The organism is Roseibium sp. M-1, from assembly GCF_054515675.1.
Genome location: NZ_CM137257.1, coordinates 1,737,111 through 1,749,894, shown reverse-complemented (window position 1 = coordinate 1,749,894; position 12,784 = coordinate 1,737,111). Strand labels below are relative to the sequence as shown.

The window sequence follows — 12,784 nt, the reverse complement described above, 5'->3', positions numbered from 1 at the left end:
ATTATCATTTGGAATAAACTCCCGCGCGTGAGTTTATTTGCGCTTTGACAGGAGAAAAACTACTGGATGTCCAGGTCGAACCGACCCTTGCCGTCGCTCAATGGACTGAAGGCATTCGAAGCCGCCGCGCGCCATCTGAATTTCCGGATGGCGGCAGAAGAACTCGGCGTCACGCAAGGTGCCGTCGCACAACATGTTCGTGCGATCGAAGCCGATTTCGACATCAAGCTTTTCGAACGGCTCCCCAAGGGACTAGTCCTGACGGGACCAGGTCGACGCTACAGCGCCGATATCCGGCGCGCCTTCGAGTTGATTTCCAGCGCGACGGAGGAGCTCCGGCCATCCGCGTTGCAGGTCACAATCAGCACAACACCGACCTTTGCCTCCAAATGGCTGATACCGCGCCTCTCGCGCCTGACCGAGGCTCTGCCCGACCTGGAAGTTCATATCGTGGCGGCGGAGCGCCTTGCCCGGTTCAGCACCGACGGTGTGGACATTGCCGTTCGATATACAAATCCGCCGTTTGGCCAGGGCCTCGAAGGAAAACTTCTTTTGAGGCAGGAGATAGTGGCGGTAGCCTCGCCGACCCTTTTTGGCGCAAACGATATGCCGTCCACGGCGGAAGACCTGCAGGACTACCCTTTGCTGCATGACACGCACAATTTCTGGCCGAGGTTCATCGAAGAGGCTGCCAGCGGCAACACCACCCGCCTGATCAAGAATGTCAGCTTCAATCAAACCGCGCACGCGATCGAGGCAGCGATCGCGGGGCAAGGGATAGCTCTTGCCGATTTCGCCTTCATCGAGGGGGACCTAAAGGATGGCCGGCTCGTTCTGGTTTCACAAAAGAGAATTGGCGGACCGGCCGATTTCCATATTGTCCGTCCCCGCTATCGCAAATCGCAGCAGATCGACGATCTCGTTGCCTGGCTCTTGCAGGAAATCCCCCCTCATTGCCGATCTTGAGGCGAAATCGGAGCGATGGAGTGCAAGCAGTTTCGCCATCATGACGGAGTGAAGTCAAAAATAGAAAACGAATGGATATCTGTTTATTCAATTATCCGATCAGGTATTTTGGGATGAGTTCGATATTCATGGTGCTATTTTGGAATAATTGAATGTGAACTGTCGGAATTTTTTTTAATTTTGCAGATTCGATAATTTGAAAATATTTAGCGGGAAGTCGATGATTTCTCCGAACATTTCCCTTCTCCGACTTCCGCAAATTTTCGCTAGCCGGCCGGTGCGCAACCGATTTCGGGGAGCGCCAGGATTGCAGTGCTGTTTTCATCGAAACAGCGTTTTTGTTCAGCCAATACCGAACGCGCGCCGGTGCCGCTCCACGCCGCGACAATGCAACTTCGGTTGCTGGCGCCCCACCGGCCATTCACGCAAATACGGCTCAGTCGTGAATCTCGAGTGGTTGCCGGAAATCTTCTCCACCCCTGGGCGGTGAACGTTGCTACAGTGCACGTTGAATGCCGGGCTGGAGAAGAAAAGAAACACATGAAGGTCTTTCGTGCCATCCGCCGTATCTGGCGCCTGTTCAAGTTGTCCTTTGTCATGGCATTTGGTGCCTTACTGGCGATTGTCGTCATCGGAATTATCTATCTCACAAACCAGTCCGATCTTTCCGTCTGGCACACGGCATTGCTGGAAGAGGAGTTCAAGGCGAATTCCGGGGTCTCGAGCTTTCAGGACTATCTCGATCTGGAAGACAGGCTCTTCCGGGAACTCGACGAGAAGGTCATCCGTCAGACGGATTGGGGAACGCGGGACGAGATCAACCGGTTTCAGCCCGGCAGCGTGTCCGATCCGGCGGGGTGGCAGCGGAACTGGAACAGGAGTTTCCTGTTCGAAGCCCAGGATGCCCGTGCCTCCGTGCTGCTGCTCCATGGCATGTCGGATTCGCCCTACAGCCTGAAATCGATCGGCGAGGCGCTGCATGCCGACGGTCTTACCGTTCTGGGGCTGCGGTTGCCCGGGCACGGCACGGCGCCGTCCGGGCTTCTCGATATTTCCTGGGAGGACATGTTTGCCGCGACCGAACTCGGCGTAAGGCACCTGCACGGCATGGCACCGGACCGGCCGGTCTATGTCGTCGGTTACTCCAACGGTGCGGCCCTGGCCGTGCTCTATGCGCTGAGGCAGGTTGAGGACAGCCGGCTTCCCAAGGTTGCGGCCGTCAGCATCCTCTCGCCCGCGATCGGCATTACGCCGGCGGCGGCCTATGCCGAGTGGGTGATCCGGCTTGGCCATGTGCTGGGATTGCAAAAGCTTGCCTGGAATTCCGTCCTGCCGGAATACGACCCTTACAAATATTCCTCCTTCGCGGTGAATGCGGGATACGTCACCTATCAGTTGACGCAACAGATCCAGATTGCACTCGGCGAAGTGGCAGACTCTGGACGGTTGAACGAAGTGCCTCCGATCCAGGGCTTCTCTTCAGTCGTCGACGCCACCGTCCTGCCACAGAACCTTGTGTCGAACCTCTTCAACCGGCTTCCCGGAAACGGTTCGGAGCTGGTGCTCTTCGACATCAACCGGGCGATCGCGGATACGCCGCTTTTCTCCTTCGACCCGAGCCCCATCCTGGTTCCGCTCAAGGCGGACAAGACCCGTCCCTATGCGGTCCAACTGGTAACGAATGCCGGCACCGGAAATCCCGCGGTCGTGCGTCAATCCTTTGCTGCCGGATCAAACGAGCCGGTGGAAACGCCTCTTGACCAGGCCTGGCCGTCCGAAATCTTTTCGCTGTCCCATATCGCATTGCCGTTTCAAGAGAGCGATCCGCTCTACGGCGATATCCGGCAGTCTGCAATCTCGAAGTTGCAGCTCGGTGCCGTCATATTGCGGGGAGAAAAATCCGTTCTCAACGTCCCGGCTGCCGACATTCTGCGGATCCACTGGAACCCCTTCCACGATTATATGCTTGGCGAAATTCGGCGGTTTTTCGACGTCGTTTCAACGCCAGCGCCGGTTCCGGCCCAGTCGTCTGATGGATGAAGCGCCCGAGTCTTGTCCGCTGATCTAGAACCAAGCCTGATCGGGATCCGGCAACGGGATCGCGTCCAGCAGCGTTCTTGTGTAGTCCGACTTCGGATTGGCAAAAAGCTCGGCGGTTTCCGCGTTCTCGACGATCTCGCCCTTGTAGAGCACCAGGATACGGCTGCACAGGCGCCGGATGACGGAAAGGTCGTGACTGATGAAGGCAAGCGTCAGCCCTAGGTCCTTCACCAGGCTTTCCAGCAGATTCAGCACCTGGGCCTGGGAGGAAACGTCTAGCCCGGAGACGATCTCGTCGGCGAGGATGAAGTCGGGCTTCAGCGCAATCGCCCTTGCGATCCCGACCCGCTGGCGCTGTCCGCCCGAGAGTTCATGCGGGTAGCGACCGGCAAAGGAGCGGGGCAGGCCGACCATGTCGAGAGCCTCGTCGACGCGGCCGCGAATGTTGTCCATGCCCTGAAGACGCAGCGGCCCCGCAATGATGCCACCAACCCGGCGGCGCGGATTGAGCGAGGACATCGGGTCCTGGAAGATCATTTGGAAACGGCGGCGCATCGGACGAAGGTTGTCTACGGTGAGGTGCGAGATATCCGTACCCTCGAAGCGGATTGCGCCGCTGTCCGGCTCGATCAAGCGGATAAGCGCACGTCCGAGGGTCGATTTGCCGGAACCCGAGCCTCCGACGATGCCGAGGACTTCGCCGCGCGGGATATCGAAGGTAAGGCCCTTGAGCACGTCGATCCTTGGCGCGGCGCCGAAAAGCGGTTTGCGGGACATGTCCGGGAAGGAGACTACCAGGTCCTTCAGTTCATAGATCATCCCTCTCATCTCCGGCCGGCTCCCGTCATTTCGCTGTCGAAGGCAGCGACCTCGCCCTCGACGGCGGCAATGACGCTTTCGGGAACCGGTGTTAGCGAGCCGTCCGGATCGGTGTATTTGGGTGTCGCCGCCAGGAGCGCGCGTGAAAAGGCATGCGCCGGGCGGTCGAAGAAGGCGCGGACATCAGACGCCTCGACCACCTTGCCTGCATAGAGCACGGTGAGCGTCTGGGCGATCTTGGAGACGACGCCGAGATCGTGGGTCACGAACAGCAGTGCCGTGCCGTGACGTTGCTGCATGTCGCGGATCAGTTTCAGGATCTGCTTTTGTACGGTGACATCGAGTGCAGTCGTCGGCTCGTCGGCGATGATCAGCCTGGGTTCGGCGGCAAAGGCCGAAGCAATCAGGATGCGCTGGCGCATGCCGCCGGAAAGCTCGTGCGGATAGGCCTTCATCACTCGGTCCGGGGCCTGGATGTGAACTTCCTCAAGCAGTTCCAGCGCCCGTTTTTCCGCGTCATCCCTTTTCCAGCCTAGGATATCGACCAGCCTGTCGGTGACCTGCGGACCGACACGCCGGGACGGATTGAGCGCGGTCAGCGGATCCTGCGGGATCAGTGCGACCTTTGCTCCGATGCGCTGGCGGCGGGCCTTCGGTGACAGGCTTTCCAGGTTTTCACCGTCGAGAAGGATGGAGCCGCCGGTAAGCCTCGCGGCACGCGGCAGGATGCCGAGCACGGCCTTGCCGATCATGCTCTTGCCCGCACCGCTTTCACCGACGAGTGCGCGAACCTCTCCGGCCGCAACGTCGAGCGACACGCGTCGGAGCAGTGGCATGCCGTTTGAAAGGCCGACGCTCAGGTCCTGTACAGACAGAAAACTCATCGCAGCACCGGATCGAAATGGTCCTTCAGGCCTTCGCCGAGCTGCGAAAAGCTCAGGACCGTCAGGAAAAGGGCAAAGAGTGGAAACACAAGCACCCACCAGGCCTGGTAGATCGACGTGCGTCCCTCCGCGATCATGCCGCCCCAGGTCGGCTGGTCGGTGGAGATGGAAAGGTTCACGAAGGAGAGGATCGCCTCGACGATCACGGCGATCCCCATTTCCAGCGTCATGAGGGCGACGATGGTCGGCAGCACGTTGGGAAGGATTTCTGTCAGCGCCGTACCGAGTCGGCTGCGCCCAGCAACCTGCGCAGAGGCGACATAGTCCATGGCGCCCTGGCTCATCGCCTCGGCGCGAACAACACGGGCAAAGCGGGTCCAGTCGATGACGACAATGGCAACGATGACGGAGGTGAGGCCCGTGCCGATGACGGCGATCAGAAGGATTGCAAAGAGTACCGGCGGGAAGGCCATCCAGATGTCGATGAAGCGGGAAATCACCAGATCGGCCCAACCCCGGTAATAGCCGGCGATGAGGCCCAGGCTTGCACCGATGAGGCAGGTCAGCGTTCCGGCGACCAGAGCGACGATGAGGGCAAGCTGTCCCCCATAAAGCATGCGGCTGAGCACATCCCGGCCAAGACTGTCCGTGCCGAGCAGATAGACCGGATCTGCGCCCTGTTCGAAGAAGGGCGGCAGGCGGCCGGCGAAGAGGTCCTGCGCCAGCGGGTCGTGCGGGCTGATCAAGGGAGCGAAGACGGCGCTGAGCACCAGAAGGGTGAGCCAGCCACCGCTGAGCCACAGGCGCAGGCCGGGAAGGCGGCGGATCTGGCCTCTCGCGTCACGCATGGCGCAGCCTCGGGTTCAGCGCTGCATAGGTCATGTCCACCACCAGATTGACGAGGGTAAAAAGCAGGGCGAAGACCAGCACGATGCCCTGGATCAGCGGCAGGTCGCGGTTGATGACCGCGTCGATCGCCATGTTGCCGAGGCCCTCATAGGAAAACAGCCTCTCGATGATGACAGTACCGCCGATGAGGAAGGTGAACTGGACGCCGATCAGCGTCAGCGTTGGCAGGATCGCGTTCGGCAGGGCATCGCGCAGTATGATCGAGCTTTCCGAGTAGCCCTTGGTGCGGGCAAGGGTGATGTAGTCGTCGTGCATGCATTCCTTCAAGGATTGCTTGAGGAGCTGAAGGATGATGGCGGCAAGCGGGATTGCCAGCGCCAGCGCCGGCATCAGCATGTGGCCCATCAGGTCGCCGACAACGTCGAAGCGCAGACGGGCGATGGCCTCGAAGAGGAAGAAGTTCGAGGAGAAATCGAAGCCGAGCGAGGGCGAGATGCGGCCGGATATATGAAAAAGCGGCCACAGCACGCCGAAGAGAAGGATCAGCGCCAGGCCCCAGAGAAAGTCAGGTAGCGACAGCGCGATCCCGCCGGCAACGTCGATGCTCCCCTCGACCTTGGAACCACGATAGAGCGTTGCGGTGAGCGCCGCCGCGCCGCCCAGGGTCACTGCAATCAGCAGCGCCAAGATCGAGAGTTCCAGCGTCGCCGGCAGCCGTCCGATCACCAGATCATAGACCGGCTGGCGCAGGGTGATCGATGTGCCGAAATCGCCCTGGGCGACGTTCCCGAGCCAGATCAGGAATTGCTCAAGGATCGACTTGTCGAGGCCGTAGAGTGTCTTCAGCCGGTCGATGTCGGCATCCGTCGCCCCCGGCGGCAGCATCATGGCAATCGGGTTGCCGGGCACAACGCGGATGACGATGAAAACGATGACGGCCGCCCCGAAGAGCGTGATGAATGTCGTTATGAGGCGCGTTATCAACGCACGCACGAAGGGCATCGCAACCAGCCAGTGTAAGGTAAAAAACCGCCGCAGCGCTCCGGGAGCATGGAACAGCTTGAACGAGCGCTGCGGCGTAGGCGGGATCCTGGCTTACGACCGGGTCATCAGGGCGGGCAGCAGCGCGCCGGAGGCGTGCGGCACGACCTTGACCTTGTCGCTGTGCAGGATCGGCTGCACGTACTGGATCAGCGGAATGACAAGGGCGTTGTCGGCAATGAACCGGTCGACATCCTTCCAGCCCGCGATGCGTTTTTCCTCGTCGGCCTCGCCCCAGAGCGGCAGGATCATCTGCATCAGGTCCTCGCCGTCCCAGACGGAATGGGGCGAGGGGCCGAACATGGCAAAGCCGGTGGACGTGGTCGGATCGCCGATGGCGTTGCCCCAGTTGTAGAATGCTGCAGGAGCGAGGGTATCGGCTGCGCGCAGCTCGTAATGCTTGGCGATCTCGTAGACCTCGATCTCCGCCTCGATGCCAATCTTGCGCCAGAGACCCACGATGGCCTGGATGATCTCGTAGTCCTTGGGCTTGAAGCCGCGGGTGGTCTGGATCTTGAACTGGACCGGATTGTCCGGCCCAAAGCCCGAGGCTGCCAGCAGTTCCTTCGCCTTGTCCGGATCGTAAGGAACGGTGATCGCTGCATCGAAGGCGGTGTAGTCGGGTGTCTGCAACGTGTCGATGGCAACGCCATAGCCGGAGAGCAGACGCTCGATGATGGTCTTCTTGTCGATGGCATGGGCCATCGCCTTGCGCACGTTGGCGTCCAGCATCGGATCGGTATCGTTGATGAAGATCATGCCGATGTCCGAGATCGGCGCGGCTGTGCCGACGATGCCATCCTGCTCCTTCAACCGGTCGAATTCCTCATAGGGCATTTCCAGCGTCACATGGGCGTTGCCGGACATGACCTCGAAGGTGCGGCTGGAGGCGTCGGTGACGAACTTGATGGTGACCGTCTTGAAGTCCGGCACGCCGCCCCAGTAATTCTCGTTGGCTTTCAGCCGCACGAAGGCGTTGCGCTCGAACTTCTCGACCATATAGGGACCGGTGCCGATGGGGTTGGCCTCGAAACCTTCCGCGCCGACTTCCTCATAGTATTTCTTCGGCATGACATAGCCGGTGAGGAAACTCATCCACTTGAAGATAGTCGGTTCGTATTCCTTGACGTCGGCGGTGACTTTGTTGCCGTCGATCTGGAAGTTGCCGATCTTGCCCCAGATGAACTGGATCGGGTTGCCGGTGTCCGCATTACCGGCGCGTTCCAGCGACCAGACAATGTCTTCCGGCGTCAGCGGATCGCCATTGTGCCAAGTGACGCCTTCGCGCACATCCATCCAGACCTTGCTCTTGTCGTCGTTCCAGCCCCAGGCGGTGATGATGCCGGGCTGGAAGCTCAGATCCGGGTCCTGATGAATGAACATGTCGAAGACGGACTGGTAGATACCCTGAATGGTCGGGTTCACCGCAGACGGGCCGACCGTCGGGTCCCAGCTCGGCAAGTTGACGTTATAGGCGATCACCAGTTCGTCGATCTCGCTGGCAAAGGCTGGCGTTCCGGCAGCGGCCAGCAGGCCGCTGGCGGCCGCACTCTTAAGCAATGTGCGTCTTGATACTCTCATGGTTGCTGTTCCCCGTTTCTCTGGCACCGGTGCGGTTCTTGTGTCGCTATCCGGCGAGTTTTCGCGCGAGCAGATATCCGGGCCCGGCACCGGTGCCTGCTCCCGGCCAGACGGCGGCCCCGGTGTGGAAGAGGTTTCCCACCGGAGTTGAACCGTCGGCAAAGCCGAGAACAGGCCTGAACAGGAAGTGCTGCGTCAGGTGATGACTGCCGCAGATCTGGTCTCCTCCGACCAGATTGGGATTGTCCGCCTCCAGGTCGGCGGGCGAAACGATGTGGCGGGCAAGGATCTTCGGCCGCGTGCCGGGCGCGTAGCGCTCCAGAATGTCGAGGGCACGCTCGGCAAAAGGCTCCGCGGCTTGCGCCCAGTCCGTGGCCGTGATCTTTCCGGCGGCATCGCCCTTGATGGTGCCCGGTGCCATGCGCACCTGCAGCCAGAGCACATGCTTGCCCTCCGGTGCCCGGCTTGGATCGATGACAGTCGGCTGGCCGCAGACGATCACCGGCTCATCCGGCAGAAATCCGGCCTGCGCCTGCGCATAGGTTCTGGCCATCTGGTCGAGATCCGGTGCCAGATGCACATAGGCGAAGTTTTTCAGCTCCTCGCCGGCATTCCAGTCGGGCAGGGCGTCCATCGCCAGATGGATCATCATCGTACCGGGCGCGTGGGCGGATTTCCTGAGACCCTGCTCGTAGCGGGTGTTTCCGGTCTCGCCGGTCAGTTTCAGAAGGGCCTGCGGCGCAACATTGGCGATCACGGCCTTCTTTGCCATGACCTTCCGGCCATCGGTGAGTTCGATGCCCCGGGCCTGGCCGTTCTCGACGATGATGCGGGTAACCTCCGCGTTGCAGGTCACCGATCCGCCCTGGGCTTCGATCAGCGAGACCATTGCCTTGACGATGGTCTCAGCCCCGCCCTGGCCCAGCACCATGCCGAAGGCCTGGTTGGCCATGCCTTCCAGATACGGGAAGAGTGCACCGCCGGAAATATCCGGCCCGAAATCCAGATGCATGCCCCAGGCGGCGAGGAGAGCGCGGACCTTTGGCGAGACGAATGTCTCGTTCAGCCAGTCACGCGGAGAGGCAAGCAGGAACCGGCCAAGGTCGAGCAGTCCACCCGTGCCACTGCGGCGCCACTCCTTGAACAAGATATGTGCAAATGCACGTTTTTTCGCCGGACTGCCCAGCAAGCTGAAGAGAACTTCGGCCCGGCCCGGAAAATCGGCTGTCAGAGCGCGCCAGGTTGCGGCGTCTTCCGGCGAGATGCTCTCAATCCTCCTGGCTGTTGTCTCCAGATCATTGCTCACACCGAGCCAGGTGTTGTCTGGAAAAACAGAGGAGAAACAATCGGATGCAGGCGCAAGGCCTAGTCCGTGCGTGCCGAGTTGCTCTCCGTATTCCTTGAAAAACGGCGAGCCGGCAAAAAGGGAAAGGTTCATCGCCGCCCAGTCGTGGCGGTAGCCGGGCAGGGTATATTCGCCGGTTTTCACCGCTCCTCCGGGCGTGGAGGCACGCTCGAAGACACCGATCTTCCAGCCTTTCGCGGCCAGATGGACGGCGCAGGCAAGGCTGTTATGCCCGCTGCCAATGATCACGCCATCCAGTGTGTCCGTCACGATATTCCCCTCCGCGAAACGAAGAAGATAATTGCAAATACAAATAAATCTGTCTAGCATAGATTTGTGATAAAGAGCCGACAGGCCGACCACGTACAGAGGGAACGATTATGTCTGCAGAGAACGCGCTCGGCGGGCTGGGAGCCATGCTCCTGTCCGGGGATGTGGAAGTGGTGGATTGCACGGGCGTTCTGGGTCCCGACACGCCGATCATTCAGCTGCCGCCCGATTTTGCCAAGAACACGCCGAAGGTCGAGATCCACAAGATCAGCGAGTACGATGCCGACGGACCGTTCTTTGCCTGGAACTGGATGGTACTGGGGGAGCATTCCGGCACCCATTTCGATGCGCCGCATCACTGGATCACCGGCAAGGACTATAGCGACGGCTTTACCGATACGCTCAATGTTCAGCGCCTCGTGGCGCCGGTCAATGTCATCGACTGCTCCAAGGAAACCGAAGCGAATCCGGATTTCCTGCTGACCGCCGATCTCATCAAAGCCTGGGAAGCTAAGCACGGCGCAATTGGTGCGGGCGAGTGGGTGGTGATGCGCACTGACTGGGACAAGCGCGCCCATGACGAGGCCCTGTTCCTGAATGCCGACGAAACCGGCCCGCACAGTCCGGGACCGACCCCGGATGCGATCGAGTATCTCCTGTCGAAAAAGATCGTCGGCTGGGGCAGCCAGTGCATCGGCACCGATGCTGGCCAGGCAGGTGGCATGCAGCCGCCTTATCCGGCGCATAACCTGCTGCACCGGGACAATTGCTTCGGCCTTGCCTCGCTTGCCAATCTCGACAAGCTGCCGGCCAAGGGGGCGATCCTGATTGCTGCGCCGCTGAAGATCGAGCGTGGCACCGGCAGTCCGATCCGCGCGCTCGCCCTGGTCCCGAAGGCCTGAGGCTTGCAAGGATGGCCGCCCCGCATGTGATCATCGGCTCCGGCATCAACGCCCTCGTCGCGGCAGCTCTGCTGTCGCGCAAGGGCGAGCCGGTGCTGCTTCTGGAACGCTCTGACCGTCTCGGCGGCTGCATGCGCACCGAAGAGATCACCTTGCCGGGGTTCCGGCACGATGTGATGGCGGCGACCTTTGTCCTCTTCCTGACCTCACCCGCCTACGCGGAGCTGGCAGAAGATCTTGGCCGTCACGGACTTGAGTTCTGCCACACGCCGCATCCGACCGCCGTGCTCCGGCCTGGCGGGGAAGCGGTTCGGCTGACCATGGACAGGGCCGCCAATGTGGCGGCTTTCAACGAGCTGGCCGCCGGTGACGGCGAGCAGCATGCCGACGATGTCGGCGGGATCGAAGCCGACGCCGAATTCCTTTTCGCCCTGCTTGGCAGCCCGCTCTGGTCCATGAAAATGGCGCGCCTGATGGCGCAACAGGCGTGGAAGCGTGGTCTTGGTGGCCTGAAGGCCTGGATCGGTACCGCACTGCAGCCGGCAGGGGGTTGGTTGGAGACAAGTTATCAGAGCGAGGAGCTGCAGGCGCTCTGGGCGCCCTGGGTTCTGCATACCGGCCTGACACCCGAAAGCACATATTCTGGCCAGATGGGCCGCGTGATCGCCTTTGCCCTTGAAGCTGCGGGCGCGCCGGTGGCCAAGGGCGGTTCAGGATCGGTGCCGGAAGCCTTCCAGAAGCTGATCGAGGCAAAGGGTGGCAAGTTCCGCACCAGTGCCGATGTTGCCCGTATCCTGGTGAAGGACGGCAAGGCCGTTGGCGTCGAGCTGGCCGATGGCGAGACCATAAAGGCGCAGTCGGTGATCGCTTCAGTTACCCCGACACAGCTCTACACTCGTTTGTTGAAGCAGGAAGAAGCGCCGGAAGCAGCAAGCAGATATCGCTACGGTCGCGGCAACTTCCAGCTTCACTATGCGCTCGACGGCGATCCGGACTGGATTGCCGAAGGCCTTGAAGACGTCGCGCTGATCCATCTCGCCGACGGTATCGACAGCGTTTCCAAATCCGCCAACGAGGCCGAACGCGGCCTGCTGCCGGAAACCCCGACAATCTGCGTCGGCCAGCCGCACCGGCTCGACCCGTCCCGCGTTCCGGAAGGAAAGGCAATCCTGTGGCTGCAGATCCCCGATGCGCCGCGGCGGATCAAGGGCGATGCTGCCGGTGAGATCGAGGCTGATTCTGACTGGACCGAAGCCATTCGCGAGGCCTTCGCCGACCGGCTGGAAGCGATCCTCAGGCGCTATATCCGCAACTTCGATGAGATCAAGCTGGCCCGGCGGGCCTATTCGCCGGCGGATCTCAACGACCTCAATATCAACCTGGTCGGCGGTGATCCCTATGGCGGGTCCTGCAGCATCGATCAGTTTTTCATCTGGCGCCCCTTTGCCCATTCCGTTAATAGCGCCACCCAAATCCGGAACCTGCACATGATCGGCGCGTCGACCCATCCGGGTCCGGGGCTCGGCGGCGGGTCCGGCTACAATCTGGCGAAATGGATGGGTGCATGAAAGACGAGGATCGGACGGACGTCATCGAGGAGCAGCTCCGCGCGCCGCGGCTTGGTGAAATCGGACTGGAGAATTTTCCGCCCTACCTGATGAACCGCATCATGGGCCGCTACAACGCGGCGCTCCGGGAAGAAATGGCGAAGCTCGGCCTGACGACCCCGAAGATGCGTTCCCTTGCGGTGCTCTCGGTGATGGACGGATTGCTGATCGGTGAGCTGGCGGTCTACGCGATTACGGAAGTTTCGACGTTGAGCCGGGCTCTGGATGCGCTGGAGCGGGATGGTCTGGTGCGGCGCGTTGCCGACAAGGACGACAGCCGCGCGGTCCGCATCCACATCACCCAGAAGGGCCGCGAGACCCACGAGCAGCTCTGGCCGCATCTGGCCGATGCCTACAAGCAAATGTTCCGCGGCATTTCCGATGCCGAGCAGCGCGCCTTCGTCGCGACGCTGCAGACGATACTAAAAAACGTGCGCAAGCACCCGATATGAGTTGAGTTGACTGTGGAGGGAGGAGCCG

The 12,784-nt window shown here is 61.0% G+C and carries 11 protein-coding genes; 5 read left to right on the top strand and 6 right to left on the bottom strand.

Translation table 11 applies throughout. From position 1 onward, the window contains the following. Window positions 1-66 precede the first annotated feature (66 nt). Window positions 67-966 carry a LysR substrate-binding domain-containing protein gene (locus ACX3M4_RS07950; protein ID WP_459358048.1) on the top strand — a complete coding sequence of 300 codons (900 nt, stop codon included), beginning with the start codon at window positions 67-69 and terminating at the stop codon, window positions 964-966. Between the two features lie 540 nt (window positions 967-1,506). Further along, on the top strand, window positions 1,507-3,006 hold the full coding sequence (locus ACX3M4_RS07945) for an alpha/beta hydrolase (RefSeq protein WP_459358047.1): 1,500 nt from the start codon (window positions 1,507-1,509) through the stop codon (window positions 3,004-3,006). Between the two features lie 24 nt (window positions 3,007-3,030). Here the strand turns inward: ACX3M4_RS07945 and ACX3M4_RS07940 are convergent, their stop codons facing one another. The 6 genes from ACX3M4_RS07940 to ACX3M4_RS07915 all read right to left on the bottom strand — a co-directional run bounded on the left by ACX3M4_RS07940 (window position 3,031) and on the right by ACX3M4_RS07915 (window position 9,855). Further along, entirely contained in the window at window positions 3,031-3,834 is an 804-nt protein-coding gene (locus tag ACX3M4_RS07940; protein ID WP_459358046.1) for an ATP-binding cassette domain-containing protein, read from the bottom strand. Beyond that, entirely contained in the window at window positions 3,831-4,709 is an 879-nt protein-coding gene (locus ACX3M4_RS07935) for an ABC transporter ATP-binding protein (RefSeq protein ID WP_459358045.1), read from the bottom strand. The genes ACX3M4_RS07940 and ACX3M4_RS07935 overlap by 4 nt, the downstream gene beginning before the upstream one ends. Further along, window positions 4,706-5,557, bottom strand: coding sequence for an ABC transporter permease (locus tag ACX3M4_RS07930; RefSeq protein ID WP_459358044.1), 852 nt, complete (start codon window positions 5,555-5,557; stop codon window positions 4,706-4,708). The genes ACX3M4_RS07935 and ACX3M4_RS07930 overlap by 4 nt, the downstream gene beginning before the upstream one ends. Further along, entirely contained in the window at window positions 5,550-6,560 is a 1,011-nt protein-coding gene (locus ACX3M4_RS07925; protein ID WP_459358043.1) for an ABC transporter permease, read from the bottom strand. The genes ACX3M4_RS07930 and ACX3M4_RS07925 overlap by 8 nt, the downstream gene beginning before the upstream one ends. Before the next feature lie 93 nt (window positions 6,561-6,653). Next, window positions 6,654-8,180 carry an ABC transporter substrate-binding protein gene (locus ACX3M4_RS07920; protein ID WP_459358042.1) on the bottom strand — a complete coding sequence of 509 codons (1,527 nt, stop codon included), beginning with the start codon at window positions 8,178-8,180 and terminating at the stop codon, window positions 6,654-6,656. Between the two features lie 46 nt (window positions 8,181-8,226). Beyond that, the gene (locus ACX3M4_RS07915; RefSeq protein WP_459358041.1) at window positions 8,227-9,855 is read right to left on the bottom strand and encodes a phytoene desaturase family protein; all 1,629 of its coding nucleotides are present in this window, start codon (window positions 9,853-9,855) and stop codon (window positions 8,227-8,229) included. A gap of 50 nt (window positions 9,856-9,905) precedes the next feature. Between ACX3M4_RS07915 and ACX3M4_RS07910 the strand changes: the two genes are divergently transcribed. The 3 genes from ACX3M4_RS07910 to ACX3M4_RS07900 are packed head-to-tail and all read left to right on the top strand — an operon-like array spanning window position 9,906 to window position 12,756. Next, the gene (locus ACX3M4_RS07910) at window positions 9,906-10,697 is read left to right on the top strand and encodes a cyclase family protein (RefSeq protein WP_459358040.1); all 792 of its coding nucleotides are present in this window, start codon (window positions 9,906-9,908) and stop codon (window positions 10,695-10,697) included. Window positions 10,698-10,708: 11 nt separating this feature from the next. After that, entirely contained in the window at window positions 10,709-12,265 is a 1,557-nt protein-coding gene (locus ACX3M4_RS07905) for a phytoene desaturase family protein (protein WP_459358039.1), read from the top strand. Continuing rightward, window positions 12,262-12,756 carry a MarR family winged helix-turn-helix transcriptional regulator gene (locus tag ACX3M4_RS07900; protein ID WP_459358038.1) on the top strand — a complete coding sequence of 165 codons (495 nt, stop codon included), beginning with the start codon at window positions 12,262-12,264 and terminating at the stop codon, window positions 12,754-12,756. Before ACX3M4_RS07905 ends, ACX3M4_RS07900 begins: the two co-directional genes overlap by 4 nt. The last annotated feature ends 28 nt before the right edge of the window (window positions 12,757-12,784 follow it).